The sequence below is a fragment of the Bacillus xiamenensis genome (assembly GCF_001857925.1).
Lineage (GTDB): Bacteria > Bacillota > Bacilli > Bacillales > Bacillaceae > Bacillus > Bacillus xiamenensis.
This window is the reverse complement of record NZ_CP017786.1, coordinates 3,278,210-3,304,210: the sequence shown is the minus strand read 5'-3', so window position 1 is coordinate 3,304,210 and position 26,001 is coordinate 3,278,210. Positions and strand designations below refer to the sequence as shown.

Here is a 26,001-nt window from a genome sequence, read left to right as displayed (position 1 = left end):
GTATACGAAATAAGCCTAAAAGAGGCTCGCTCTTTTAGGCAGTATGATTAAATAGAAGTATCGTATCTCTGCTCAACTCTACTCATCTCAACTACCCTAGTCTCATTCTCATCTTCTCTAAGCTTGCAATGCCGTTTACACCTGTATGTAAACTTCGGCTGTTCATATCGTATTATAACTCTTTGTTTTTTGTCAACTGTAAATCAGGACGAAGCGTGACGGCTCCTTCCAAGTATACATGCTGTATATCTTCCTGCTTTGTATCTGTCTGGACGGTCATTAAGACGCGAATGCACTGCTTTAAGCCTCCATGAATGTCCAGCTCCTGCATACAAGTGACAGGCACATAGGTCCAGCCTTCAAACTGACGAAGTGCTTTTGCCGGAAAAACGGAGTGAATATCTTGTGTAGCTGAAATCAAGATCTGCACGACACGTTCTGGATCTACTTGGTTTTTTGAAATGATGGCTTCTAGCAGCTGTTTCGTTTTGTTTAACACTTCTGTTTCTGTATCTTCTGTTACGGTTGTAGCCCCACGTATCCCGCGAAACATCACAGACATCCCTCCTCCCGTTTCCATTCTTCGAGCCAGTGATATAGCTCATCTTTTGTGAAAGCTTGCAAGGTGACGTCTCCAATTTGTTTTAATAAAACAAATTGAACGCTCCCGCCTCTTGCCTTTTTATCGCCAATCATGCGATCGACAAATGTAGTAGTTGAAATATCTTGCGTGACTTGTACCGGGAATCCTAATTCTTTCATCCACAGTTTGAATTTCTCACGATTTAAGCTGAGTCCTAGCTGCTTTTCACTCACATATAAAGCAAACTGCATGCCAATCGCAATGGCATCTCCATGCGTGATGGTTCCGTATCCATACTCTGCTTCAATGGCGTGCCCAAGTGTGTGTCCAAAATTCAAAAATGCACGTACACCTTGTTCTTTTTCATCTTCTTGGACAATCGACGCTTTCACTTGAATCCCTTGATACAGCATATGTGCCAGCTCGCCCTTTGATAATTCCGTCAAAGAACGAATGGACATCAGTTCTGATAAAAAGTCTTCACTTGAAATCAGCGCATGCTTGATGACCTCGGCAAAGCCCGATCTCAGCTCTGTTTGTGAGAGCGTCTCTAGCATACTTGTATCATAGATGACGGCCGCCGGCTGATGAAACGCACCAATCAAATTTTTGCCGAGCGGATGATTGATTCCTGTTTTTCCGCCGACTGCACTGTCATGTGCAAGGAGCGTGGTTGGAACTTGAATAAAATCAATGCCTCTCATATAAGTGGCAGCAGCAAAGCCAGCCAAGTCCCCAATCACCCCGCCTCCAAGCGCAATGATGCAGGAGGAGCGGTCGAGCTGAAATTGGATGGCTTTCGTATGAATCTGCTCAAACTGCGTAAAAGATTTTGATTGCTCTCCGTTTGGCACAACCACTTTTTGCACAGACCATTTCTGCTTCAGTAGTTGAACCATTTCATCTCCGTAAATGGCATCAACGGCTGAATCTGTCACGACGAGGAGCTTCGTAAAGGAACGCCCAGTGGAAGTCATCAAGTCTACAATATTGTGTCTAATCCCGTCACCGATATATACAGGATAAGTGGCTGAAGACGTCTTCACTTCCAGTGTTTTCATTAAAACTCCCTCTGAAGCTGGCGCATTTTGTCAACATTTTCTTTAATCCGGTCAATTTGGTCAAGACCAAACTGCTCTACCACTGCATTGGCAATTTCCCAAGCGACCACCGCTTCTGCCACAACACTTGCGGCTGGAACAGCGCAGCTATCAGAACGCTCAATACTTGCAGAGAACGGTTCTTTCGTTTCAATGTCAACGCTTTGCAGAGGCTTATAAAGCGTTGGGATTGGTTTCATAACCCCTCTTACGACAATCGGCATGCCTGTTGACATTCCGCCTTCAAGACCGCCTAAACGATTTGTTTTTCTCGTATAGCCCTTTTCCTCATCCCAGATGATTTCATCATGGACTTCACTGCCATATTTAGAAGCTGCCTCAAAGCCAATACCGAATTCCACGCCTTTAAAAGCGTTGATACTAAGGACAGCGCCAGCAAGCTTGCTATCTAATTTGCGGTCATAGTGAACATAGCTGCCGACTCCAACTGGCATGCCTTCAACGATCACTTCAACAATGCCGCCAATTGAATCACCGTTTTTCTTGGCTTCGTCAATGGCATCCATCATTTTTGGACCAGCTTCACTGTCATAGCAGCGAACAGGTGATTCTTCTGTTACTTTTTGCAAATCTTCAATAGATTCATATGCAGTATGAGCTGCTTTCACTCCGCCGATTTCAAGGACGTGACCAGCTACTTTGATTCCAAGGTGGGCTAAAATTTGTTTGGCTACTGCTCCCGCTGCAACGCGAACTGTTGTCTCACGCGCTGATGAACGCTCTAATACATTACGCATATCACGGTGGCCATATTTAATCGCTCCATTTAAATCCGCATGCCCAGGTCTTGGACGAGAGATTTGACGCTTCATCTCACTCTCTTCTTCTTCTGTAATCGGCTCTGCTCCCATCACCTTTGTCCAGTGCTTCCAATCATTGTTTTCAACGACAAGTGTAATAGGAGAGCCTAATGTTTTCCCGTGGCGAACACCACTTAACACTTTCGCTTGATCTTTTTCAATCTGCATTCTTCTTCCGCGGCCATGACCTTTCTGCCTTCTAGCCAGTTCATAATTGATGTCATCCTGCTCTATGTAAAGTCCCGCTGGAACTCCTTCAATAATAGTGGTCAATTGTGGACCATGTGATTCACCTGCTGTTAAGTACCTCATGACTTATTCTCCCTTCATCGCATTAACGCTTTTAAGTAAAAATATAATAACACACTTACTACTAAAAAGTCAGCTAGATCCCCTTCTTTTGATAAAAGAAAGTGTCTGCTGATGTCAGTCCAAACTTTTCTGGATGAAAAATTTGTTCTGTAGAACCAACAAATAGCACGCCGTTTTTCTTTAAGCTGTTGCTCATTTTTAAGTAAATTTCTTCCTTTGCCTCTTCTGTGAAATAAATAAGAACATTTCGGCAGACGATGAGATCAAGCTGCTTTTCATATGGATCTGCTAATAGGTTGTGTTTCTTAAATTGTATATGCCTTCTGATCTCATCTTTCACCGTGTAAAATGAAGCATCTTCTTTTGTGAAATATTTTTGTTTGATCTGTTCAGGCACCTCTTGAAGGGAGCGTTCATGGTATCTCCCTTTTTGCGCTGATTGAAGGACTTTATCATCAATATCTGTTGCGATAATTTGGAAGTCCTTTACAAGGGGATGGCTTGAAAGCAGCATCGAAAGGGTATACGGCTCTTCTCCAGTCGAACATGCTGCACTCCAGATCTTTAGACTCCCACTGTTTTTCGAAAGCAGCGGAAGGATTTTTTGATCAAGTACTTCCCAACGCTGATAGTTTCGGTAAAATTCTGACACATTAATGGTCATTCGGTCCATCGTTTCTTCTAGTAGTGCTCTGTCCTTTTCAAGAGCAGCTGCGAATGCTTCAAAATCTTTATATCCTTTTTTATCATATAGTGATGTTAATCTTCGTTTCATTTGTGCTTCTTTATATAAATTCAGATCAACCCCGGTCAGTTTTTTCCATTTTCCAACAAATACTTGATATTGATCCATCAATGTCCTCTCCTGTCTCATCTATCTTTGTCCTAGTATAGCTGTTTTTATCAAAAATTTGTATCATCTCATGCGAATTTCGTATAGAAACCTCAATATAAAAAAGCCAAAGTGATCATTTGATGAACACCTTGGCTTGAACATTAATAAATCCAGCTTGAGATCGTTTGATCCCATTTTGTCAGTTCTTCTTGTTTAAAGAAAAGATTGATCTCTCTTTCAGCACTTTCTGGTGAGTCTGAGCCATGGATAATGTTTTTGCCAACGGTTAATCCATAGTCACCTCTTATCGTACCCGGAAGTGCTTCCTTCGGATTTGTTTTTCCGATAATTTGCCTTGTTACATCGACTACCTGTTCACCTTGCCATACCATTGCAAATACAGGTCCTGACGTAATAAAGTCAACCAATTCCCCGAAAAATGGTTTTTCTTTATGTTCTCCGTAATGTGTTTCTGCCACTTCTTTCGGAATACTCATGAGTTTAGCACCAACAAGCTGGAGCCCCTTTTTTTCGAATCTTGACACAATTTCACCGATTAATTGTCTTTCCACACCATCAGGTTTGACCATAAGAAATGTTTTGTCCATATACGTTTTCCACCCCGTCGTTATGTATGTATAGGCTTACATTGTTACAAAGTGATCGTATCATTTTTTTTTGTAATAATCAATTTTTGACAAAAATTTTCACAAAAAAACCAATCAACTAGAAGTTGATCAGAATTTTCGTTTTCCAATATACTTTGCAATTGAGGCTAAAGACGATTTAGCCCGCCCGCGCGGAAGCAGATCAAGCTGTTCAAATGCTTTTTTCAAATACATTTCACTCACTCGAATGGACCGGTCGATGGCATCTGTTTGTTTGAGATGTTCAATGACAGGCTTCAGCTGTTTTTCTGTCGTTTCACTATTGACAAGCTTCAACTGACCTTCTAATGTTGGATTCTGAAGTGCATATAAAACGGGGAGGGTCACATTCCCTTGTAAAAGATCTCCGCCAACAGGCTTGCCTAATTCTTCTTCAGTTGACGTGAAATCAAGAACATCATCAATGATCTGGTAAGACATGCCGACATAGTATCCAAACCAGTAAAGGGCCTTATGTGTTTTTTCATCTGTCCCTGCTGCTATTGCACCTAGTTGGCAGCTGCCTGCAATAAGCAGGGCTGTTTTCCGCTTGATTCTTCTTAAGTATGTACGAAGGTTTTGATCCATGTTGTATTTGTCTTTTACTTGCTCAATTTCACCGAGACAGAGCTCAACGACCATTTTTGACAAAATTTCATGTGCCATTGGGTGATTGATTTTTGTCATGTACTCAAGCGATCTTGCAAATAAGTAATCCCCTGTGTACATGGCAATTCTGTTGTCCCATTTTGCCTTAATGGTTGGTTTTCCCCTTCTTAATTCTGCATCATCAATGACATCATCGTGAACAAGCGACGCCATATGAATTAATTCCAGCGCTACGGCTACGTATTTAATTTTATTAATGTCATAGTCGCCAAACATGCCTGAAAGGAGAACAAAAACGGGGCGGATTCGTTTTCCGCCCGCTTGCAGCAAATGAAGACCCGCTTCACTTAATAATGCATAATCAGAGCGAACTGTTTGTTCAAGCTCTTTTTCGATGATATCGATATCATGATTTAAAAAAGAGATCATTGCTTTTAGTTTCATTATTTTCACCCAAATATCGTTTATTCAAAGCTTTTTGCCGATATGTGTTGCCGCTACACCGCCTGTAAATGGATGATACGTGACATCTGACAGACCAGCCTCTTCAAAAAGAGCCGCCAGCTCTTTCATGCCAGGGAACGTTTTGGCTGATTCTTGAAGCCATGAATACTCCTGATAGCTTTTGGCAAACAGCTTGCCAAAAAGCGGCATAATGTATTTGAAATAGACATAATATCCTTGTTTAAACCCAATCATCTCAGGCTGTGATGTTTCAAGGCAGACAACCATCCCCCCAGGCTTCACCACGCGCGTCATTTCCTTCAGCACCGTTAAGTAATCAGGGACATTTCGAAGTCCAAAGCCGATCGTGACATAATCAAATGAGTCATCCTCAAAAGGAAGCTCCATTGCATTGCCGTGAAGCAGTTCAATTTGATTGTAGCCGCCTGTTTTTACCTTCGTTTCCCCAACACTCAGCATATTTTTACTGAAATCAAGGCCTTTGACCTCGCCATTTTCTCCAACGGCATCTGCAAGCGCAATGGTCCAATCGGCTGTCCCGCAGCATACATCTAATGCTTTGGCTCCTTTTTGAACATTCATAAGCTTCATTGTTTTATCGCGCCATTTTTTATGCTGCTTAAAGCTAATGACAGAGTTCATTTGGTCATAGTTTTTATAAATTTTTTCAAATACACCGTGTACTCGCTGTTCTTTTGATTGCTGCATGTCTTACCCTTCTTCCACTTTCTGATGGTACGCAGGTTCATTTTTCATATGATCCAAGCGATTTAATAGCTCTTTTTGAACGACCGGAGATGAAACAAGATGCTGCTGGATGGATCGTCTGGCTTCTTCATACCCTTCATTCTCAAAGTTGTCAAAACATGTATAGGCGTCCGTATAGCTATCGTTCAAAAAAAGTTTTAAATGTTTGTCGTCTTCTGCTTGTTTCATAAAACGCTTATACACAAGGAAGCGACTTGCAATTTCATTCCAATGCGTTAATTGAAAGTGCTCAGAAATTCTTTGGAATAGCGCAGATTCCACCGTAGCTACACTTTTGTAAAAGCGGGCTGCATCTTGAATGGACCGATCATACAGTCTAATTTTATGTTCATTAATCTCTTTGATCGCCGTAGCGAGTGTGCGGATCATGTAAATGTCTTTCATGTCAGAGAGAAGAGAATAATAGAGACCGCTGAAATAGTCTCCAGCTAGGATGGTCAGCTGACGATTTTTGAATTCGTCTTGTTTGATGGCTGCAGCAGTTGTGACTTCGTCATGGGTATCAAGGGCAATTTGCACAAGCATCGCCGTTAAAATATAATTTTCTTTTTTCTCAGCATCGATTTGAGCTTCATCAAACATTGCATGGAAAAGAAGGAGCTTGTCTTCATCGATGAGCGGCGCACGCAAATGCTTGGCCAAATAAGGATGAGAAAGCTTTTTATTTAATTTTATATTCAGATTCGATAAAATTCCGTAGATGTCTTGCAAAGATATCACCCTTGTCCCAAAAATTACAGTTTCATATGTAGTCCTGCACATTGTATAGACATTTATTATACCATATCAAGTCTGACTTTCATGCTATCAAGTGCATACTCGTGCGTTATTTCTTTGCTTCGCTTTGAATTTCACCGAAGCTTGTTTGAATGACAGCATCGCCTCTTACTTTGATAGCTGATGTATGCTCAGTAAATTGTGCGATAATGACTTCACCTTTATCAAGTTTTTCGGAATGGTGAAATCTTGTATCAGAGCCTCTAGTTAAGCCGATTACATTTACACCATTATCAATGGCTTTAATCACCACAAAATCAGATGCTTTATTTTCACTCAATCTGTTCACCTTCCATCTATTGATTAGTCGTTTTTAATAAAGGAAAGGACCTCTGCTCTTGCTGCCGCATCATTTGCAAATGTACCGCGCACTGCTGAAGTGACCGTTTTAGCGCCAGGCTTTTTCACTCCGCGCATCGTCATACACATATGCTCTGCTTCAACGACAATCATCACACCATGTGGATTTAAAGTTTCCACCATACTATCAGCAATGGTTGATGTAATGCGTTCCTGAAGCTGCGGACGCTTGGCAACAGCCTCTACTGCTCTTGCCAGCTTACTTAGTCCCGTTACTTTTCCGCCGCGGGGAATATATGCGACATGGGCTTTTCCATAGAATGGCACAAGATGGTGTTCACACATTGAATGGAAAGCAATATCTTTTACAAGAACAAGTTCCTCATGATCTTCACCAAAAATGGTTTTAAAATGTTCTTTTGGATCTTCATTTAATCCCGAGAACACTTCTTCATACATTTTTGCTACTCGTTTTGGGGTATCAAGAAGTCCTTCACGATCCGGATCTTCTCCGATTGCTTCTAATATATCGCGTACAGCGCGTTCGATTCGTTCTTTATTTATTTCACTCATGTATTATATCCTCCAAAGGCGATTACATTTCATTCAGATTCTAGCACACATCAGATCCTAAAAGCAAAGGAGAGCGTTCTAAACGAACCTTTTGATTCAAAAGGAAAAGCCCCTTATCGAAGGGGCTTTTCTAGACCAGTGTGAAACTGTATATGTATAACTCCTTAAATAGGATTATTACACATAACGATTATTTACCTGCCACCGCGTCTTTAAGTGCTTTACCTGGTTTGAAAGCAGGTACTTTGCTTGCAGGGATTTCGATCTCTGCACCCGTTTGTGGGTTACGTCCTTTACGAGCTGAACGCTCACGTACTTCAAAGTTACCAAAACCAATCAATTGGATTTTGTCACCATTTTTAAGTGCCTCTAAAATTGTATCAAAAACAGAATCAACTGCTTTTGTCGCATCTTTTTTAGATAACTCGCTTGCTTCAGCAACCGCGTTAATAAGTTCTGTCTTGTTCATGCCTTTCACCTCCTCCCAAAAATATGCATTCAGTAGATTGTTATCATTTCTTCACAATTCATCTTCTTTCTATACACTTTCTTTGAAAAAAAGAGTGTCTAGAAAGCGTTATACATGGCTTTTCATTAGAAAACGTCTCTTTGAAGGAATGTTTGTCCAACAAAGTGAAGATTTTCTGTAAGTAGATTAACACATATGAAATACCATATCAAGCATTTTAAAGCGAAGAATCCTTATTCGTCAAGGATTAAGGGCACTTTTGCGAACGAATATTCCTAATTTCAGCCTGAATCTGACTAATCTTTATACAATTGTCTTTTTATGACTGATACCGCACACAAAAAAAAGACCCCTATCAATGAGAGGTCTCACATGCTATAGAATAATCGCAATCAGGCCGCCTGATCCTTCGTTAATAATTCGTTCAAGCGTTTCCTTCAGCTTATATCTTGCATTTTCCGGCATCAGAGACAGTTTTGCTTGAATGCCTTCTCTGACAAGCGAGCTGAGTGAGCGTCCAAATATATCGGAATTCCAAATGGACAGCGGATCATCTTCAAAGTCTTGCATTAAGTAACGGACGAGCTCTTCACTTTGTTTTTCTGTGCCGATAATCGGTGCAAACTCACTCTCTACATCCACTTTAATCATATGAATAGATGGAGCAACTGCTTTTAATCTCACACCGAATCTTGATCCTTGCCTAATGATTTCCGGCTCATCTAAACTCATATCTGACAATGCGGGTGCCGCAATTCCGTAGCCAGTCTGCTTCACCATTTTCAAGGCGTCTGAGACCTGATCATACTCCGTCTTCGCATGCGCAAAATCTTGCATAAGCTCGAGCAGGTGGTCTTTGCCCCTAATTTCCACACCCACCACTTCTTTTAGAATATGATCATATAGATCATCTGGCGCGTACAAGTCAATTTCTGCGATCCCCTGACCCATTTCAATACCTGCTAAGCCCGCTCTTTCAATAAAATCGAATTCACTGAAATGACCGACGACACGGTCGACATCTCTTAATCTCTTAATATCCTTGACGGTTTCCTTCACTGAATCCTGATAGCTCTCTCTTAGCCAATGATCTTCTTTCAGCACCATGACCCAGCTTGGCAGGTTCACATTCACCTCAAGCACCGGGAATTCATATAATGCCTCACGAAGAACGCTGAGTACGTCTTGCTCTCTCATACTTTCTACACTCATCGCGAGTACAGGAATATCATATTTTTGACTGAGTTCTTGCCGCAGTGCTTCTGTTTCAGGATGATAAGGTCTCACAGAGTTGATCACCATAATAAACGGCTTTCCAACTTCTTTAAGCTCGTCAATGACACGTTCTTCTGATTCAATATAGTCATGTCTTGGGATTTCTCCAATTGATCCATCTGTTGTAATCACAACACCAATAGTTGAATGCTCCTGAATGACCTTGCGTGTACCAATTTCCGCTGCTTCATGAAACGGGATAGGTTCTTCATACCACGGCGTGTTAATCATTCTCGGACCATTTTCATCTTCATACCCGCGTGCACCAGGGACAGTGTATCCTACACAATCGACAAGCCTGATGTTGACATCAAGGCCGTCACTCACATGAATCGATGCCGCTTGATTTGGCACAAATTTTGGCTCTGTGGTCATAATGGTTTTTCCTGCTGCGCTTTGCGGCAATTCATCCTGTGCTCTTGCACGGTCTGCCTCATTATTGATATTCGGGAGCACCACGAGCTCCATAAACTTTTTAATAAACGTAGATTTCCCTGTACGAACAGCTCCAACGACTCCTAAATATATATCGCCTCCTGTTCGTTCAGCGATATCCTTGAAAATATCGACTTTTTCCAAGTGATCCCCTCCCGGACTTGCTATCCTCGTTTTCAAATTAAATACTCTATACTTCAATCAAACTGTGCTTGAAAGGTGTCAGGACAATATATGTGTATGACGTTGTCCTATTTGAATATGACACCTTTTTTGTTTTGAGAGTATGTTTAGCCATAAAAAAACCTTTCTCCTCATTTATATGCAGAGGAGAAAGGTTCATTCTTGTTTATGACGTCTTTTTTTCTAAAAAGGCAGGCTCACCTTTTTTGTTGATCGTATATGGTACAGAAAACGCTGGTACAAACGGGGTTTCCTGCCAATATACGTCTTGAATATTTTCACCTGGCTTTAGCTTTAGTTTCGTATTTTTCAAAATCTGGGCAAAATCACTGCGATAGTCAACATAGATTTCACCATTTGATGAAATCAGTAATGGGAGCGAATGTCCTGTGACAGGACTCATCACAGTAGGCGGCGCTTTTAACCCTAGTTTTTTTTCATTTAACGTATATAAATCTTTGGACACCACTTTGCCATATGGCGGATATGTATGTTCGTCTTGATACATTTTGATCCTTAGACGTAACTCACTGATCGTTTGCGTCATTTTGACATCAAGCAGTTTCACAGTTGGGTTCTTTTCAACGTCTGTGAGGACATAGATATACTCGCCCCCGCCTTCAAAGGATGTTGACGGTACATCGTGTAAATACCTTGGTGACAGACGCTTAAAGTCAATGACGTATTTCTGGTAAATAGGTGTGTCTCCTTCTTTTGTTTCAATTGGCAGAAGACCATTTGTCGCTTTTTGAAATTCCTCGATCGCCGTCTGCACACTTTGCAGCTGCTCCTCGTATGGCACCCGGTTTTCAGCTTTGCGATTCTCTGGATATAGACAACCCGTAAGTAAAATGAGTGTTAACAGCATGACACTGACTTTTGCTTTGATCATCACATTCTTCCTTTTTCTTTATTCATTGACCGGCCCGCTAAATACAACTAAAAACACAATGATACCCGATATGAGCATCAAGCTGTATGCGACGGTCGAAGCTGTTATTTTCAGAAATCGGCTCTTCAGCTTAAACCTACTCAAATAAATGGTTACAACGGCTAAAAACATGAGCCCCATTGAACCAAGCGCAAACCACATCTTGATTAAAGCAAAACTCATCGTGCCTGTCCCCCTTCAACACGAACAAATTGTAAGCGTTTATATTTCATTTTAAACCAAAAATAAGGGATATATCAATCTTTTTTCCAATCATTCAAAAAAAGCGCATAAAAAAACTGAAGCAAAGAGGGGGACTCCGCTTCAGTCATTAGGTCGACTATGTTTCCTCATTCTGTAGAGGCAAAGCTCTATTCAAACTTCATTGTTATGTTATGCAAGTCTTCCCTTTCTTGCATCCTCTACACGCCTAAGTTCAGTCTTTCAATTACTTTGTTTGGTTTTCGAACATGTTCACAAGGTCTTCCATCTCATGTGTTTTCACACGTGCCATTAATGATTCTACAGCATCGTCTACCTTTTTCCCTTCAAACAGGACATGGTAAAGCGCTTCTGTAATTGGCATGCTGACCTTATATTCTTTGGATAGCTGGTAAGCGCCTTTTGTTGTGCGGACGCCTTCTACCACCATTCCCATTTTCTCAAGTACTTCCTCAAGCTTATATCCTTTGCCAAGTAAATTCCCGCAGCGCCAGTTACGTGAATGAACACTTGTACATGTGACAATTAAATCTCCAACACCTGTCAATCCAGCAAACGTAAGAGGGTTTCCTCCCATTTTTGTACCGAGGCGGGCGATTTCAGCCAGCCCTCTTGTGATAAGTGCTGCTTTCGCATTATCCCCATATCCAAGTCCGTCTGTGATTCCTGCCGCAAGCGCAATGATATTTTTCAGCGCCCCGCCAATTTCCACACCAATCACATCAGGGTTTGTGTACACTCTAAAGTTATTGTTCATAAACAAATCTTGAACAAATTGAGCCGCTTCAATGTTTTCTGATGAGACCGTGACTGTTGTCGGATGACGCAGGCCTACTTCTTCTGCATGACTCGGTCCTGATAAGACAACGACCGCTTCTCTTTTCGTTTCTGGCACTTCTTGTTCAATCATTTGAGAAATTCTGAGAAGCGTATCTGGTTCAATCCCTTTACTCACATGAACAAACGGCACTTTCGACGAAATCAACTCACTTGCCTGCTTCAATACTTCTCGAATGGCCTTTGTTGGCACGGCGACAATAATCACATCTGTCCCGTCTAGTGCCTGTTTCATATCTGTTGTTGCCTGAATAGACGCTGGTAGCGCGACATTAGGCAAGTAGTCATGATTTTCATGGTTCTCATTGATTTGATCAATTAATTCTTGCCGATGTCCCCACATGTGTACATCATGATGATTATCAGCTAATACAAGTGCAAGAGCAGTTCCCCAGCTTCCTGCTCCAAGTACTGAAATTTTTTTCATCCTGCTCACCCTTTTTATTTTCTCGCTCTTGCAAATATTTTAATCGGTGTTCCTTCAAAACCAAATGCATCTCGAATCCGGTTTTCTAAGAAACGCTCATAAGAAAAGTGCATAAGCTCTGGATCATTAACAAACACAACAAAGGACGGAGGCTTGATTGCCACCTGTGTCGCATAGTAAATTTTCAGACGCTGTCCATTATGGGTCGGCGTTGGGTTCATGGCAACGGCATCCATAATAATATCGTTTAGAATATTGGTTTGAACGCGCATGGCATGATTTTCACTAGCTGTAATGATGGACGGCATTAACGTATGAATTCTCTTTTTCGTGAGAGCAGACATGAATAAGACAGGTGCATAATCGAGGAATTGAAAATGCTCGCGAATGTTTTGCTCAAATTCCTTCATTGTACGCTCATCTTTTTCAACAGCGTCCCATTTATTCACAATGATTACAACTGCTTTACCCGCTTCGTGTGCGTAGCCAGCAATACGTTTATCCTGTTCAATAATGCCTTCTTCACCGTCAAGAACGACAGCGACAACATCAGATCGATCAATGGCTTTTAACGCACGAAGCACACTGTATTTCTCCGTTGTTTCATACACTTTTCCTTTTTTTCTCATACCTGCTGTATCGACGATGACAAAGTCACGTTGGTTGTACGTAAACATCGTATCCACAGCGTCTCTTGTCGTACCAGCGATGTTGCTGACAATGACACGTTCTTCTCCGAGCATAGCATTCACCAAAGAAGATTTCCCTACATTCGGGCGGCCAATTAGGCAGAACTGGACCACTTCTTCATCATACTGTGTATCTGGCAAGTGTTTAAAGTGCTCTGCGACTGCATCAAGCAAATCACCAAGGCCTAGTCCGTGCGTTCCAGAAATCGGATACGGCTCGCCAAATCCAAGTGCATAAAAGTCATACACGTCGCTTCTCATTTCAGGGTTGTCCAGTTTATTGACAGCAAGTACAACCGGCTTTTTCGTGCGATATAAAATTTTTGCGACTTCTTCATCCGCAGATGTCACGCCATCTCTTCCATTGACCATAAAGATAATGACATCCGCTTCATCCATTGCGATCTCAGCCTGATGGCGAATTTGCGCCAAAAACGGCTCATCTCCAATATCTATTCCACCAGTATCTATTAAATTAAAGTCATAATTTAACCATTCAGCAGAGCTATAGATTCGATCTCTTGTTACACCAGGTGTGTCTTCTACAATCGATATTCTTTCGCCTGCGATTCGATTAAAAATTGTAGATTTTCCAACGTTGGGCCTTCCAACAATGGCTACGACAGGTTTACCCATAGTACCCTTCCTTTCAATCCAGCCGCGATTCAATATGTTCATCATGTTTCAACCGGGATTTAAAATTTTCATTCAGTTTGTTATGAAATAAACCCTTCAAACATGAAGGGTTCAACTTATATATTATATCAATTTTTAATCAGACCACAATGAATAACTTAAAAATGTTTGACAATCAAGTAAAGATCTTCTCCAATACCATGGGCAATTCCGTCTAGAATGGCCTCTAAATTCATGGCATACATGTCGAGCTCTTCTTTGTTTTCACAGAAAAAAACCGCTGTTCCTCCAATGACTCGCTCTTTATTTGTCGTGGCTACAGCCAATATAAATTGTTCAATCGTATTCGCCATGCCCTATTACCTCGCTTTCTTTTTAATGAAATCTGTCGGCATTCTAATGGCATTTTCTAATATTGGCACTTCTTCTAATACACGTACAGCCAAATCTTCTCGTTTCCACTGCGGCAAAATAAACACGCCAAGTGTGCCGCTATTCAGATCACGTTTTGCGAGCGGACAAAGCGATGGTTCACCAGAATCACGATATACACCAAGCACATTGGATAAATCAAATAAAATCGCTTGCCGCTGTCCAAGGTTTGCAATCGTTGTGGCAGAGTTAAAATTCTTTGGTGTCAAGATGAAACCCATTCCATGCTCTAAAATCAGTTTTTGCTTTTCAGGAAGCCCGATATTCATCATGTAAATATCATTCACGTAAAGCCCGGCCCCGTCAAAGCGAAGTTCGCCTTTTTGAATATTGACAATATCCTTTAATTGGCTGCCTGACATTAATCGTTTTGCCATGAAAAAACAAAGAATACCGACCACTGTCCCAACGACGAGCGAGAAAAAAATACAGGCTGTTGTTGTAATCAGAGCCGTGAGGATGGAAATATAATTTCGACTTTCAAAGGCAATCGCAATGCCTTCGATATATGTACTGCCTCTTGAGACAAGCTCATACGAATCCATTTGGGTTAACGTGTTTCTTTCCATATTACGTACATCACGAAATTGCGTGGCTGCAAGCGTCAGAAACGTAATTGCAGTAAATTCCTCCTGGATTAGTGCAGGCATAATAATGGCTCCTAGCCCTGATGCGATAAAACCAAGCGCAATGTGAATCACTTGTCCATGAATATATGTAGGATATTGCCGGTAATCTGTTCTTAACATATACAGCCTTGCAGCCATCCCAAAGATGACACCAATGATCACAGGAAATGTGTAATCCGTCATGTTGATTTTGCAGCCCCTTTTACTGGTTTTCTAGATGAACGGGTGCTTAAGAGCTTTTCAAACTGATCTACACCTAATAGGAAGATGGCTCCTTGAACAACAAGGGAAAGAAACGAGAGATCCCCTATGACAACGGGTAATGTGAGCCGGTGAATCGCAAGCGTATAAAGAGCTTCCCCGAGACACACAGACATCATCCATAAAGTGATCCGTTCCATTAACTGATGCCCATATGTCAAACACATCAAGATCAGCAAGGCAAATACAACCCAGTCCACTTTTATTATCGTGAACCAAACTGGATCATATAATGCAAAAATCATAAAAAAGGCATACGCACTAACCATGGAGCCTAATTGCATGATGCTTATGATTCGATAAACAGGCCGAAAGATAACAAATGCCATACAAGCATATAAAAAGGTCAGCAAAAACCCCGCATTGATTCTGACGCCTACCATGGCTATCATGACATGACTGCATATTATATGAACAAGAACACACACTCCTAGCACGTTGCGCCACGTGCTTTTTTCCATGATAAACGTCACCATAATCCAAACGAACCATATTGACCAATAATAGTACAGTGCCTCCAATGCCTCATCACCTCAATTACATTATGGGAAAATCTCCATTTTTTAAACGTATAAGAACGCTTGGGCTTTGTATGAAATGAACAAGAGGTGACACCCTAATGGTTGAGGAGGGATGTATGATGGGTAAAGATAGACAGGAAAAACGCTTAAAGGCGTCAAGAAGAGTTGAATCTGACCGCGATCAATCAATTCATCACAAAGGGGCAACAACATTAGAAGGTCCTGAAGACGCTCGCAAAAGAAATCAATAAAAAAAGGCATGTGATGATCACATGTCTTTGTCTTCTTTCCAGCGTGACCTGAAAACCTTTGCAGTCTAGGAAGGACGAGTACAGGAGCGGAGCGAATTTGACATTCGTGAGCACCGGCACGCAGGACTGACAAAGAATGCGAGGGTTTGTCTACACGCTGAAGGCATGTGATGATCACATGCCTCTTTCCTTAGATCTTAAACTATAGTACGTCGTATCCACGCCTCTTTCTTTCAGCCAATGACTCGTCTCCCCCGTAATGACAATCGGAGCTTGTCTCAGCTCCTCGATGGTTTTCACGCCAAGGACTGTCATCATCATTTTCACATCTTCTTGTAGATCGATGATATCAGAGATCAGAGCACTTTCTCCCCCGCTCGTCAGCGATTTTAAGAAAAAGCCAGCTAACCCAGCGGCAGATGCGCCAAGAGCGATTGATTTGGTCACATCAAGTGCATCTCGAATGCCTCCAGAGGCTAGTACTGTCTGATCTTGAAAGGCTGTATGTACTTCAGCAAGACTCGCTGCAGTTGGAATACCCCACTGGTCAAAATAGCGAAGTGCTTTTTGGCGACGCAGGTTTTCGATCTTAGAAAAGTTTGTTCCGCCAAATCCTCCAATATCAACGGCTGCAACTCCTGCATCGAATAACTTCTTTGCCGTTTCCTTACTCATGCCAAATCCGACTTCTTTTACGACAACAGGCACGCCAATCGACTCAGCGATGGCTGCAATTCGCTCAACAGCCCCCCTGAAATCACGATCCCCTTCAGGCATCACGATCTCTTGGATGACATTTAAGTGAATTTGGAGCATGTTTGCTTCCAGCATGTCGACAGCATCCCGGGCTTGTTGAATGGTCGCTTCACTGCCTAAATTGGCAAAAATCAGTCCATCTGGATTGACCTGTCGAACGACTTCATACGTACGTCTTTCCTCTTTATCTTTCAGCGCAGCCATTTGTGATCCAACTGCTACTGGTATATTGGTTTCCTTCGCTGCGATAGACAAAGAGCGGTTGATATCATAGGTTGATTCTCCGCCCCCACCAGTCATTGCATTGATAAAAATTGGCGAACCGAAAGTCAGTCCGCCAATTGTCGTATGTGTATCAATTTGTGATGTCGCAAGATCTGGTAAACTGGCGTGAACGAAGGAAACATCTTTTAAACCTGTTGCTGCATGCTGGCCAGTCGACAAAGCATGCTCAATATGCTGTTTCTTTCTTTCTGCTCGCGTCAATTTTAATCACCAAATTATTTTAGTTTATTGAGTTTATCACCGATCAGGTCACCAAGCTGGAATCCGCTTGTGCTTTCTTCTTTCGCCTGATATTGACGATAATCCTCTTCGATTTGTTTTTCAGGATTTTCTTCTAGCTCACGAATGCTTAGTGAAATGCGCTCTTCATCTTCATTTACATCAAGCACTTTCACTTTCACCGTCTGCCCTTCTTCAAGGACTTCTTGAGGAGTACCAATATGTTTATGTGAGATTTGGGAAATATGCACAAGTCCTTCTACACCTGGCAGAATTTCAACAAATGCACCAAAGCTCACAAGACGTTGAACGGTTCCTTCAAGCACATCACCTTGTTGTACTTTTTCGCCAATTTGGCTCCAAGGTCCTGGTAATGTTTCTTTAATAGATAGTGAGATACGTTCGTTATCGCGGTCAACAGCAAGTACTTTTACTTTCACTTCCTGGCCTTCTTCAACAACGTCAGATGGCTTTTCAACATGCGCATGGGATAGTTGAGAAATGTGAACTAATCCATCAATGCCGCCAATGTCAACAAATGCACCAAAGTCAGTCAGGCGCTGTACTTTTCCATCAATCACGCTGCCTACTTCAAGCTTTTGCAGGAAGTCTTGCTTCTTATCTAGTTGCTCTTGCTCAACCACTGCACGATGCGAAAGAATCACACGATTTTTTTCGCGGTCAAGTTCTACCACGACAAGTGAGAGTGTTTTTCCTTTGTAGTCTGTGAAGTCTTCGACATAGTGTGCTTCAACAAGAGATGCAGGAATAAATCCGCGTACACCAATGTCGACAACTAGACCACCTTTCACAACGTCTTTTACTTCAGCTTCAAATACTTCTTTTGTTTCAAACTTTTTCTCTAGGTCTTCCCAAGCGCGGTCTGCATCAACAGCACGTTTCGATAAAATCAAAGCATCGTCTTCGACCTTTGTTACTTTAAGCTCTAACTCGTCGCCATCTTTCACGACATCTGATGCTTTTTCAACGTGAAGACTTGATAATTCACTGATTGGGATGATCCCAGGTTGTTTCACATTGACGATATCCACATTAACATGCTTGTCCTCAACTTTAGAAACAATCCCTTTCACTACATCTCCAACCTCTGGTACCTGAACATCGATTTGATTCATTTCATCTGTCATTTCGATAACCTCCTTGGTCCAAACCTACACAGCTTAGTTAAAACGACTGAGCGAATATGTGTCCTTAGCATGATGATTGCCAGCCGAATATGTATTATAGAAACATTCAAATCAACATAATTGCTTGAATGATCAATAAAAATAGTATTAGTATAAACTTCTAATAAAAGAACTTGTTTGTCAAGAGATAAACCTCTAACTTATAAAAGTTTTCTAAAATTTCTTACTGTTTTTCTACACGCTCTGCTGCATCTAAAATTTTACATGCTACCTCTTGAATGGAAAGGGAAGTTGTGTCAATTTCAATGGCGTCATCAGCCTTCTTCAGCGGTGATACCTCCCGCTCAGAATCAAGTTTGTCACGTCTTGCAATCTCTTCAATCAGCTGGTCGTAATTGACGTCATAGCCTTTTTTCTGATTTTCTTCGAAACGGCGTTTTGCTCTCTCCTCTACTGAAGCAAGCAAGAAAATTTTCACTTCGGCATCTGGAAGAACGTGTGTGCCAATGTCTCTTCCGTCCATGACGACACCGCCTCGTTTGCCAAGCTCTTGCTGTCTGCGGACCATTTCCTCTCGGACAGCTCTATGTTTTGCGACAACAGATACTTGGTTGCTCACGCGGTCAGTTCGGATGTCTTCTGTGACATCGATCTTGTCTAAATGTACTTGTTGACCTTCGTCCGTTGACACAAGTTCAATCACTGTCTTTTTCAGTAACGCATCAAGCGCCTGTTCATCCTCAAGGTCTACGCCTTGATTGAGTGCCGCAAGTGTAATCGCGCGGTACATCGCACCTGTATCGATATAAATATATGATTTTTTCGCTGCGACAATTTTTGCCACAGTGCTTTTTCCTGCTGCTGCAGGACCGTCAATTGCGATAGATAATTTCTTTTTCATAATACCTCTCCTTGATTGAATCTCCCTTATGAATTGTAACACGATCACCGCTCAAACGGGGGAATTTTTCTATCAATCCTTTTGCTTAAACGTCTCAATCCAATCTTCAATGCTCATGTTATTCACACCCTCGTATTGCACGACTTTTGACAAAAATAATTCTCCTTTCGTCAAGTGAAGGGTGATCTGAACGGCTAATAGCAGAACAAGCTGAATGAGCACCGCTTTGAATAACCATCTTTCTAAAGTTTTCATACAAAAAGCCTCCACGCTAGATTCTCTCCACTCTAGTATGGAAGCTTTTGACAACCTTTATTCTTATACTTTTTTCAGACGAGTTAACAGCTGCTGCTGGAAGCAATACTTCATGATGTACTGCTGGTGATCATTCGTCAATTCAGTAAACTCGATGATCGCTCTTGTTTTGCCAGTTTGTTCATCTTCATATACACGCTTCATTTCTGCAACCGCTTTAATTTTCACTGGCTCTTTAAGCGGAAGTTCAAACTCTGTGACTACTTCACCGTTTTCTTGTAGTGCGACACCTTCTGGAACAGCAATTGCTACACCGCCTGCACTTATATTCACGATAAATGTGTCAAAGGTTTCTACATCATTTTGGGTGATCGTAGCTTTCAGCATCGTATCCACTCGAAGGTATTCTCTTCTCTGCAGCCGAACCATTTCTTCTTTTGGTGGAATCGAAATAACAATCATTGGAATATCTTCTTTTCTTTTTCCGATAACTTCGCTTGTACATTTGTACGGAATTTGATTTTCATCGAAAAAGAAGACAGTGATTTCTGTTTGCTGGTTTAAGTAAATTGTGCGCCCCGTCTCTTTATCAGCTGGATAATTAATGAAAATATGATCGTTATTATTTTCCAAAACCTTCGATTTTGCTGTTTTTACTTCTTTGTTCTCATTGACATACTCAATTGTGATTCCATCCCCTATTTGTAACATTCCTCATCACTCTTTTCATCTGTGAAATCGTATCCTCTCCTATATTAAACCATGTATAAAACAAAAGGAAAAGACTTATTAGCCTTTTCCTCGTTTCCTTTTTTATAGGTCTTTATATATAGGTTCCGCATTTTTCAGTTTATCTACTCTTTCTTCTTTTCCAGTATCTGCATTGATGAACATCCGGTACGTGTCGTTTTTAATGGTTCCTAGGAACTCATAGCAGAGAACTTCCTCTGACATATCATTTTGAACGATGGCTAGATGCGTATCCTCGATCTTCACGTGTTTGTTCAGCGTCTTTTCAGCTTCTTTTCGAGAGATTTTAGGGGCTTTTATGTCCCGTTTTTTATGATTGACTAAATAATCTTTCGCTGAGAACCCAACGATCTCTCCATCATCTAAAGCGACTTTCATCCGAATACTATCTGGATAAAGTAGTACATTTTTTTGTAGAGGTACGTAGGTAAATACACCGATATTATCGAATTGCGCACTTTCATCTAAATGAAATGATTCGGTATCAAAACCATGCTTTTTTAAGAAACTTAGAGCCTTTTCTGAGGCATCATTTAAACTGATTTTTTGTTTTTTCACTTCTCGATTTTGAAGAAGATAGACTGGATGACCTCCTTTTTCAGTCAAGTCCAAATAAAAGTTTGCCTGGCTGTCTGGGTCTGACATCGACAGGCTGTATACATCACGATTCGTTTTACTCCCGCTTTTTCTCACCTTAAAATCTTGGTTATGATCCGGTGTAAATTGCTGGGCGATGCGAATCGCTTCTTTTTTTGAAATCTTTTGACCTTTTAAGTGGTTGTAGCCTTGCGTTTCTGATTCAGTTGACACATTTGTAGGACCGAGATCAACATCTGCAAACGCATCTGCATTTCTCTCAACGGTTTTTAATCCGTCAATGATGGTGTTGTCGTTCTTTCGATCGCCGTCAGCCAGCGCCATTTCAACATCCATCCATTTTAGATTTTTATTAAGTACGAGATGTTGCACCTGTCTAAGCTCGTTTTGAATATCTGCCGCTTGATCATATAAAGCTGTAATGCTTTTATGCGTATCTTTGTTTAGTGGTTCATCTGATAAAGATTTAACAGACGATTTGTAGCTAAAGTCTCCGACATTCGCTAGAAATTCTTCAGTTTTGTTAAAAGGCATCAATGTGAGCGGAAGCTGACTGACATTGTTATGCGCTTCTGATGACATTCTCCATACATCTGCAAGTGCTGGAGAAATAGATGTTTGGCTGTTCATCGCAAGTGTCGCCCCAAGTTTGTCGTGCAGCTGATCAACTTGATACGTTAAATCGTGGAATGCTCTTTGATAGTTGTTCTCTGCGTGAAGCAGCACTGCGTCTTTTTCTTGATGCTCTTTATAGCCCCAGTAGCCTGTTGAGATGACAGCAATTCCTAAAATAGCAATCAATATTCCTCTGATCATTTATTTACACCTCTTTTTATTCACAGAAAATATGTTTCCCGATCCGTTTAATTTGTGGTCTTCCCCAAATCCATGGGCTTGTTGCTGTATCAGGATTAAAGTAATAGACGGCGCTTTCAGATGGGTCCCAGCCATTAATGGCATCAAACACGGCCTTTTTAGCGGTTTCATTTGGCGTCATATAAAACTGTCCATCTGCCACAGCTGTAAACGCAAGCGGTTCAAAAATGACACCAGCGATTGTATTTGGAAAGGTTGGGTGGTTCAAACGATTTAAGATGACGGCAGCAATAGCCACCTGCCCTTCATATGGTTCACCTCTTGCTTCACTATAAACAGCTTGTGAAAGAAGCTGAATGTCATTGCTGGAAAAACCACCTGGCATGTTGGTTGCGGTTTGTTTCGGCGCTTGATTTGCCTGCCCATTTCCAGACTTCCCAGATGAGCTGCTGCCTCCGCTTTGACTTGTTTGATTCCCTTTTGCTCCTTGTGCTGTCTTTTTTTGCGTGTTTCTTTGCGCAGGAGCCTTTGTTTGCTGATCAAGGGGTTTCCCTCCATAGTGCGTAAACTGATTCCCTTTTTGCAGCTGCTGCTGTACAAACTCTTTATAGTATTTCGTCTTTTGAACTAATAGGCTTTTTGTTTGTTCCCCTACGAGTCCATCAACTTTTTTTACACCAAACTGGCTTTGGAAGTTGCGAACGGCCCAGTACGTGCCCCAGCCATATACACCATCAATTTTGCCGTTGTAAAAGCCATTGTATTGAAGCCTTGCCTGCAGCTCGACTACATCTTCTCCTGTAGCTCCCCGCTGAATCACTTGATTAGTGAAAGCCTCACTTTTTTCAGCTGTCATCAGTGAAGATGCGAGAAGAACGATTGAAAAGATAAGGACGATTTGTTTCATGAAACGAGCTTTGTCCATATTTGATCCTCCTGTACTTTTGATGTTTGAATATATGTTTCTTCCGATCCCTATTTTTATACATTCATTACAGGATTGAATTGGATGAAAAAACAAAAAAACGCCCTAATGGCAATATAGGACGTTTTCCAATTTACATTTGTACCATCTTCACTGCACGGGCTTTTTTGGCTTTCCGTAGACCAAACCACCATAAAAAAATCATGAAAGGCAGCATAATATATCCCCAATTTTTCATGCCAAGAAGAATGAAGTCATATAAGCCATGAAAAAGGACAGGAAGTATTAAAGAAAGGATCAGCCATTTGCGCTGCTCTTTTTTTTCAGAGAAACGAGCTTTACCTATATAAAACCCCATCACAACACCGAATAAAGCGTGACTTGATACAGGCAACAAGGCCCGTGTAAACGCAAATTCTACCCCATGAACGACTAAGTATAGAATATTTTCAAGTGTCGCAAATCCAAGTGAGACACTTGTTCCATAGACAATCCCGTCATAGTGTTCATCAAACTGCACATGTGCATAAACGCTGACCATTAAAATAAACCATTTTAATGATTCCTCTAAAAAACCCGACGTCACAAATGAAATCAAGATAGGATTTGTGGCAATATGTTCCTCTTGGAGGACATACTGAATAAACATGGTTGGAAACACAAGTATGACACCTAGCATAAAAGATCTGATGACCATGTGAACCGGCTCATTGTCGTATTGATCTTTCAAATAGAAATAACTTAAAAGTGCGATGCCGGGAGCTAAACCTGCTGAGATGATTGCGATCATAATCAGACCTCTTTCCCTACATTATCCTTTATTATCGTACCATGATTTTCCGCTTTTTTATATGACTCGAGCCCATTTTCCACAAAATATTTTTCTATATAATCCCATTTTACCTAAAAAGAACTGAATCCCTTAAAAGGATCCAGTTCTTTTTTTACCCGTTGATTCTTTTGTTGATTTCTTCTGCAATCAGCCCGCCATGAAATCTTCCATTTTCAATGAAAATTTCGTTGGCATTATTTCCTGCTGCAATGACCCCTGCAATGAAAATACCTTCTACATTTGTTTCCATCGTTTGTTCATTAAATGCTGGGCGGCCTGATTCTTGATCAATCGTGACACCCATTTTTTCTAAGAATGAATGATCGGGATGATAGCCTGTCATCGCAAATACAAAATCACTTTTCACACGCTCTATTTGACCATGTTCATTTGTAAAGACAACATCTTCTTCTGTGATTTCCTTGACCTCCGCACCGAACTCCATTCGAATGGTTCCATTTCTGACAAGTGCTTCAAACTCCGGTAAAATCCAAGGTTTGATGCTGGAGGAATATTCAGTCCCTCTATACAAAACCGTGACCCTGCTTCCGCATTTCACAAGTTCTAGGGCGGCATCGACGCTAGAGTTCTTCCCGCCGATGACCGTCACATCTTTATCAAAGTACGGGTGCCCTTCTTTAAAATAATGATACACATGAGGAAGGTCTTCCCCTTTGACATTCATATAGTTTGGGTGATCATAATACCCAGTAGCAATCACGACATAGTCACATGTATAGTCGTCTTTTGATGTACTCACGGTAAAACGGCCGTCTTTTTTCGTCACAGCGTTTACTTTTTCAAAGGCATTCACACGCAGGTTTTTTCGTCTGACCACCTCTCGGTAATAGGAAAGCGCCTGAATGCGAACGGGCTTTCGATTTTCAGTAATAAAAGCGACATCACCGATCTCAAGCTTTTCACTTGTACTAAAGAAGGTTTGGTGTGTGGGATAATGATAAATACTGTTGACCACATTCCCCTTTTCAATCACAAGTGCATCAATGCCGATTTGCTTGAATGCGATGGCAGCTGATAAACCGCACGGGCCGCCTCCTATTATGATCGCTTTTTCTTGTTTCATTTGTTCCACTCCTGTCGTTTCACTGCAATAACAATTGCTGGACTGCAATAACAATTGCTGGGCTGTTTGATTCTTTGTGCCATTACATAAAAAAAATCTCCTATTTAAGGATAGGAGATTTTTAGGCGTGATGCAAATAAGCCGCTTAAATCCAGCCTCTGAATCGAGAAGCTTCAGCCATTTTACGTACGCCGACCATGTATGCGGCAAGACGCATATCAATGCGGCGGTTCTGCGCCATTTCATAAATATTATTAAATGATTTCACCATCATATCTTCTAAACGAGTTTCGACTTCTTCTTCAGTCCAGTAGAACCCTTGGTTATTCTGCACCCATTCGAAGTATGAAACAGTTACTCCACCCGCACTTGCAAGTACGTCTGGGACAAGCAGTACACCGCGATCTGAAAGAATTTTTGTTCCTTCCAGTGTTGTCGGTCCATTTGCTGCTTCTACGACAATTTTAGCTTTAATGTTTGCCGCATTATCTTCTGTAATTTGGTTTTCAATGGCTGCTGGTACTAAGATATCGCAATCCAGCTCAAGCAGCTCTTGGTTTGTAATTGTATCGTTAAATAATTTAGTGACGGTTCCAAAGCTGTCACGTCGGTCAAGCAAGTAGTCAATATCTAGACCATCTTCATCATACAAACCGCCGTAAGCATCTGAAATTCCTACGATTTTCGCTCCGGCATCATACATGAATTTAGCCAAGTAACTTCCCGCATTTCCGAATCCCTGTACGACAACACGAGCCCCATTGATGTCAATCCCTTTTTTCTTCGCCGCTTCTTTGATGCAGATCGTCACACCTTTTGCAGTTGCAGTGTCACGTCCATGCGAGCCTCCAAGAACAATTGGTTTTCCTGTAATAAATCCTGGCGAGTTAAATTCATCAATTCTAGAATATTCATCCATCATCCATGCCATGATTTGAGAGTTTGTAAATACATCTGGCGCTGGAACATCTTTTGTTGGCCCAACGATTTGACTAATTGCGCGAACATAGCCGCGGCTTAGTTTTTCAAGCTCTCTGAATGACATTTCTCTTGGATCACAGATAATACCGCCTTTTCCTCCGCCATAAGGAAGATCCACAATACCACATTTTAAACTCATCCAAATCGAAAGCGCTTTTACTTCTTTTTCAGTAACGTTTGGGTGGAATCGAATTCCGCCTTTTGTCGGACCGACAGCATCATTGTGCTGCGCGCGATAACCAGTGAAAATCTTCACCGATCCATCATCCATACGTACTGGGATTTTGACCGTTAATAGACGAATTGGCTCTTTCAGTAATTCATACACTTCTTGCGGATAGCCCAATTTGTCAAGCGCTTTATGTATGACGGTTTGAGTTGACTTTAAAACATCTAGCTTATCTTCTGCGTTATGAGCGGCGTTTTGATCGGCTGCCATTAAAATAAACCCCCTAGAAATCTTT

30 protein-coding genes are annotated in these 26,001 nt (G+C 41.4%); 1 reads left to right on the top strand and 29 read right to left on the bottom strand.

What is annotated here, in order from left to right; genetic code table 11:
• Positions 1–172 precede the first annotated feature (172 nt).
• From aroH to BK049_RS16840, 19 genes are all read right to left on the bottom strand, one after another.
• A complete protein-coding gene (gene aroH, locus BK049_RS16930) occupies positions 173–556 on the bottom strand; it encodes a chorismate mutase (RefSeq protein ID WP_008356748.1) in 384 nt (127 codons plus the stop codon).
• Positions 553–1,644 carry a 3-dehydroquinate synthase gene (gene aroB / locus BK049_RS16925; protein ID WP_071169005.1) on the bottom strand — a complete coding sequence of 364 codons (1,092 nt, stop codon included), beginning with the start codon at positions 1,642–1,644 and terminating at the stop codon, positions 553–555. The genes aroH and aroB overlap by 4 nt, the downstream gene beginning before the upstream one ends.
• Positions 1,644–2,816: a chorismate synthase gene (aroC, locus tag BK049_RS16920; RefSeq protein WP_008356745.1), complete on the bottom strand. Its 1,173-nt coding sequence runs from the start codon at positions 2,814–2,816 to the stop codon at positions 1,644–1,646. The genes aroB and aroC overlap by 1 nt, the downstream gene beginning before the upstream one ends.
• A 73-nt stretch (positions 2,817–2,889) precedes the next feature.
• Positions 2,890–3,669: a CheR family methyltransferase gene (locus BK049_RS16915; RefSeq protein WP_008356743.1), complete on the bottom strand. Its 780-nt coding sequence runs from the start codon at positions 3,667–3,669 to the stop codon at positions 2,890–2,892.
• 143 nt (positions 3,670–3,812) lie between these two features.
• Positions 3,813–4,259 carry a nucleoside-diphosphate kinase gene (gene ndk / locus BK049_RS16910; RefSeq protein WP_008356741.1) on the bottom strand — a complete coding sequence of 149 codons (447 nt, stop codon included), beginning with the start codon at positions 4,257–4,259 and terminating at the stop codon, positions 3,813–3,815.
• A 129-nt stretch (positions 4,260–4,388) separates the two neighbouring features.
• Positions 4,389–5,351 (bottom strand): heptaprenyl diphosphate synthase component II, encoded by a 963-nt coding sequence (hepT, locus tag BK049_RS16905; RefSeq protein WP_008356740.1) that lies wholly within the window; start codon positions 5,349–5,351, stop codon positions 4,389–4,391.
• Between the two features lie 24 nt (positions 5,352–5,375).
• Complete coding sequence (locus BK049_RS16900) at positions 5,376–6,080, bottom strand: demethylmenaquinone methyltransferase (protein WP_008356738.1); 705 nt, start codon at positions 6,078–6,080, stop codon at positions 5,376–5,378.
• A 3-nt stretch (positions 6,081–6,083) separates the two neighbouring features.
• A complete protein-coding gene (locus tag BK049_RS16895) occupies positions 6,084–6,851 on the bottom strand; it encodes a heptaprenyl diphosphate synthase component 1 (protein WP_008356736.1) in 768 nt (255 codons plus the stop codon).
• 115 nt (positions 6,852–6,966) lie between these two features.
• Positions 6,967–7,197: a trp RNA-binding attenuation protein MtrB gene (gene mtrB / locus BK049_RS16890; RefSeq protein WP_008344541.1), complete on the bottom strand. Its 231-nt coding sequence runs from the start codon at positions 7,195–7,197 to the stop codon at positions 6,967–6,969.
• Between the two features lie 23 nt (positions 7,198–7,220).
• Entirely contained in the window at positions 7,221–7,790 is a 570-nt protein-coding gene (folE, locus tag BK049_RS16885; RefSeq protein ID WP_008356734.1) for a GTP cyclohydrolase I FolE, read from the bottom strand.
• A 190-nt stretch (positions 7,791–7,980) separates the two neighbouring features.
• Positions 7,981–8,259, bottom strand: a complete 279-nt coding sequence (gene hbs / locus BK049_RS16880; protein WP_008356733.1) for a non-specific DNA-binding protein Hbs — start codon at positions 8,257–8,259, stop codon at positions 7,981–7,983.
• A gap of 375 nt (positions 8,260–8,634) precedes the next feature.
• Positions 8,635–10,113: a stage IV sporulation protein A gene (gene spoIVA, locus BK049_RS16875; RefSeq protein ID WP_008356730.1), complete on the bottom strand. Its 1,479-nt coding sequence runs from the start codon at positions 10,111–10,113 to the stop codon at positions 8,635–8,637.
• Between the two features lie 205 nt (positions 10,114–10,318).
• Positions 10,319–11,044, bottom strand: a complete 726-nt coding sequence (locus BK049_RS16870; RefSeq protein ID WP_008356728.1) for a hypothetical protein — start codon at positions 11,042–11,044, stop codon at positions 10,319–10,321.
• 18 nt (positions 11,045–11,062) lie between these two features.
• Positions 11,063–11,266: a DUF2768 domain-containing protein gene (locus BK049_RS16865; RefSeq protein ID WP_008344530.1), complete on the bottom strand. Its 204-nt coding sequence runs from the start codon at positions 11,264–11,266 to the stop codon at positions 11,063–11,065.
• Positions 11,267–11,531: 265 nt separating this feature from the next.
• A complete protein-coding gene (locus BK049_RS16860) occupies positions 11,532–12,569 on the bottom strand; it encodes an NAD(P)H-dependent glycerol-3-phosphate dehydrogenase (protein WP_008356726.1) in 1,038 nt (345 codons plus the stop codon).
• A 14-nt stretch (positions 12,570–12,583) separates the two neighbouring features.
• Positions 12,584–13,894 carry a ribosome biogenesis GTPase Der gene (gene der / locus BK049_RS16855; protein ID WP_008356724.1) on the bottom strand — a complete coding sequence of 437 codons (1,311 nt, stop codon included), beginning with the start codon at positions 13,892–13,894 and terminating at the stop codon, positions 12,584–12,586.
• Positions 13,895–14,052: 158 nt separating this feature from the next.
• Positions 14,053–14,247 carry a capping complex subunit for YIEGIA gene (locus BK049_RS16850; protein ID WP_008344527.1) on the bottom strand — a complete coding sequence of 65 codons (195 nt, stop codon included), beginning with the start codon at positions 14,245–14,247 and terminating at the stop codon, positions 14,053–14,055.
• A gap of 6 nt (positions 14,248–14,253) precedes the next feature.
• On the bottom strand, positions 14,254–15,138 hold the full coding sequence (locus tag BK049_RS16845) for a YIEGIA family protein (protein ID WP_071169004.1): 885 nt from the start codon (positions 15,136–15,138) through the stop codon (positions 14,254–14,256).
• On the bottom strand, positions 15,135–15,737 hold the full coding sequence (locus BK049_RS16840) for a YphA family membrane protein (RefSeq protein ID WP_420196188.1): 603 nt from the start codon (positions 15,735–15,737) through the stop codon (positions 15,135–15,137). Before BK049_RS16840 ends, BK049_RS16845 begins: the two co-directional genes overlap by 4 nt.
• 119 nt (positions 15,738–15,856) lie before the next feature.
• Here BK049_RS16840 and BK049_RS16835 point away from each other — a divergent pair, with 119 nt between their 5' ends.
• Positions 15,857–15,988, top strand: a complete 132-nt coding sequence (locus BK049_RS16835) for a YpzI family protein (RefSeq protein ID WP_008344525.1) — start codon at positions 15,857–15,859, stop codon at positions 15,986–15,988.
• 174 nt (positions 15,989–16,162) lie between these two features.
• On the opposite strand, the gene fni is transcribed toward BK049_RS16835, so the two are convergent.
• The 10 genes from fni to BK049_RS16785 form a co-directional block, all read right to left on the bottom strand.
• Positions 16,163–17,230: a type 2 isopentenyl-diphosphate Delta-isomerase gene (gene fni, locus BK049_RS16830; protein ID WP_071169003.1), complete on the bottom strand. Its 1,068-nt coding sequence runs from the start codon at positions 17,228–17,230 to the stop codon at positions 16,163–16,165.
• A gap of 14 nt (positions 17,231–17,244) precedes the next feature.
• Positions 17,245–18,396 carry a 30S ribosomal protein S1 gene (gene rpsA / locus BK049_RS16825; RefSeq protein ID WP_008361255.1) on the bottom strand — a complete coding sequence of 384 codons (1,152 nt, stop codon included), beginning with the start codon at positions 18,394–18,396 and terminating at the stop codon, positions 17,245–17,247.
• Positions 18,397–18,619: 223 nt separating this feature from the next.
• The gene (gene cmk, locus BK049_RS16820; protein WP_071169002.1) at positions 18,620–19,297 is read right to left on the bottom strand and encodes a (d)CMP kinase; all 678 of its coding nucleotides are present in this window, start codon (positions 19,295–19,297) and stop codon (positions 18,620–18,622) included.
• A gap of 72 nt (positions 19,298–19,369) precedes the next feature.
• Positions 19,370–19,552 (bottom strand): DUF5359 family protein, encoded by a 183-nt coding sequence (locus BK049_RS16815; RefSeq protein WP_008361253.1) that lies wholly within the window; start codon positions 19,550–19,552, stop codon positions 19,370–19,372.
• 63 nt (positions 19,553–19,615) lie between these two features.
• Positions 19,616–20,263 carry a flagellar brake protein gene (locus BK049_RS16810; protein WP_008361252.1) on the bottom strand — a complete coding sequence of 216 codons (648 nt, stop codon included), beginning with the start codon at positions 20,261–20,263 and terminating at the stop codon, positions 19,616–19,618.
• 102 nt (positions 20,264–20,365) lie between these two features.
• Positions 20,366–21,715 (bottom strand): germination protein YpeB, encoded by a 1,350-nt coding sequence (gene ypeB / locus BK049_RS16805; protein WP_008361251.1) that lies wholly within the window; start codon positions 21,713–21,715, stop codon positions 20,366–20,368.
• A 16-nt stretch (positions 21,716–21,731) separates the two neighbouring features.
• Positions 21,732–22,640: a spore cortex-lytic enzyme gene (gene sleB, locus BK049_RS16800; protein ID WP_071169001.1), complete on the bottom strand. Its 909-nt coding sequence runs from the start codon at positions 22,638–22,640 to the stop codon at positions 21,732–21,734.
• Positions 22,641–22,773: 133 nt separating this feature from the next.
• The gene (prsW, locus tag BK049_RS16795; RefSeq protein ID WP_008361249.1) at positions 22,774–23,430 is read right to left on the bottom strand and encodes a glutamic-type intramembrane protease PrsW; all 657 of its coding nucleotides are present in this window, start codon (positions 23,428–23,430) and stop codon (positions 22,774–22,776) included.
• Positions 23,431–23,584: 154 nt separating this feature from the next.
• Complete coding sequence (locus BK049_RS16790) at positions 23,585–24,556, bottom strand: YpdA family putative bacillithiol disulfide reductase (protein ID WP_071169000.1); 972 nt, start codon at positions 24,554–24,556, stop codon at positions 23,585–23,587.
• Between the two features lie 145 nt (positions 24,557–24,701).
• Positions 24,702–25,976, bottom strand: a complete 1,275-nt coding sequence (locus BK049_RS16785) for a Glu/Leu/Phe/Val family dehydrogenase (RefSeq protein WP_007500982.1) — start codon at positions 25,974–25,976, stop codon at positions 24,702–24,704.
• Positions 25,977–26,001: the final 25 nt, after the last annotated feature.

Coding starts and splice junctions, on each gene's coding strand:
- aroB (WP_071169005.1), bottom strand. CDS start 1,644: ATGAAAACACTGGAAGTGAAGACGTCTTCAGCCACTTATCCTGTATAT.
- aroC (WP_008356745.1), bottom strand. CDS start 2,816: ATGAGGTACTTAACAGCAGGTGAATCACATGGTCCACAATTGACCACT.
- BK049_RS16915 (WP_008356743.1), bottom strand. CDS start 3,669: ATGGATCAATATCAAGTATTTGTTGGAAAATGGAAAAAACTGACCGGG.
- ndk (WP_008356741.1), bottom strand. CDS start 4,259: ATGGACAAAACATTTCTTATGGTCAAACCTGATGGTGTGGAAAGACAA.
- hepT (WP_008356740.1), bottom strand. CDS start 5,351: ATGAAACTAAAAGCAATGATCTCTTTTTTAAATCATGATATCGATATC.
- BK049_RS16900 (WP_008356738.1), bottom strand. CDS start 6,080: ATGCAGCAATCAAAAGAACAGCGAGTACACGGTGTATTTGAAAAAATT.
- folE (WP_008356734.1), bottom strand. CDS start 7,790: ATGAGTGAAATAAATAAAGAACGAATCGAACGCGCTGTACGCGATATA.
- hbs (WP_008356733.1), bottom strand. CDS start 8,259: ATGAACAAGACAGAACTTATTAACGCGGTTGCTGAAGCAAGCGAGTTA.
- BK049_RS16870 (WP_008356728.1), bottom strand. CDS start 11,044: ATGATCAAAGCAAAAGTCAGTGTCATGCTGTTAACACTCATTTTACTT.
- BK049_RS16865 (WP_008344530.1), bottom strand. CDS start 11,266: ATGAGTTTTGCTTTAATCAAGATGTGGTTTGCGCTTGGTTCAATGGGG.
- BK049_RS16860 (WP_008356726.1), bottom strand. CDS start 12,569: ATGAAAAAAATTTCAGTACTTGGAGCAGGAAGCTGGGGAACTGCTCTT.
- der (WP_008356724.1), bottom strand. CDS start 13,894: ATGGGTAAACCTGTCGTAGCCATTGTTGGAAGGCCCAACGTTGGAAAA.
- BK049_RS16850 (WP_008344527.1), bottom strand. CDS start 14,247: ATGGCGAATACGATTGAACAATTTATATTGGCTGTAGCCACGACAAAT.
- BK049_RS16845 (WP_071169004.1), bottom strand. CDS start 15,138: ATGACGGATTACACATTTCCTGTGATCATTGGTGTCATCTTTGGGATG.
- BK049_RS16835 (WP_008344525.1), top strand. CDS start 15,857: ATGGGTAAAGATAGACAGGAAAAACGCTTAAAGGCGTCAAGAAGAGTT.
- rpsA (WP_008361255.1), bottom strand. CDS start 18,396: ATGACAGATGAAATGAATCAAATCGATGTTCAGGTACCAGAGGTTGGA.
- cmk (WP_071169002.1), bottom strand. CDS start 19,297: ATGAAAAAGAAATTATCTATCGCAATTGACGGTCCTGCAGCAGCAGGA.
- BK049_RS16815 (WP_008361253.1), bottom strand. CDS start 19,552: ATGAAAACTTTAGAAAGATGGTTATTCAAAGCGGTGCTCATTCAGCTT.
- BK049_RS16810 (WP_008361252.1), bottom strand. CDS start 20,263: ATGTTACAAATAGGGGATGGAATCACAATTGAGTATGTCAATGAGAAC.
- ypeB (WP_008361251.1), bottom strand. CDS start 21,715: ATGATCAGAGGAATATTGATTGCTATTTTAGGAATTGCTGTCATCTCA.
- sleB (WP_071169001.1), bottom strand. CDS start 22,640: ATGGACAAAGCTCGTTTCATGAAACAAATCGTCCTTATCTTTTCAATC.
- prsW (WP_008361249.1), bottom strand. CDS start 23,430: ATGATCGCAATCATCTCAGCAGGTTTAGCTCCCGGCATCGCACTTTTA.
- BK049_RS16790 (WP_071169000.1), bottom strand. CDS start 24,556: ATGAAACAAGAAAAAGCGATCATAATAGGAGGCGGCCCGTGCGGTTTA.
- BK049_RS16785 (WP_007500982.1), bottom strand. CDS start 25,976: ATGGCAGCCGATCAAAACGCCGCTCATAACGCAGAAGATAAGCTAGAT.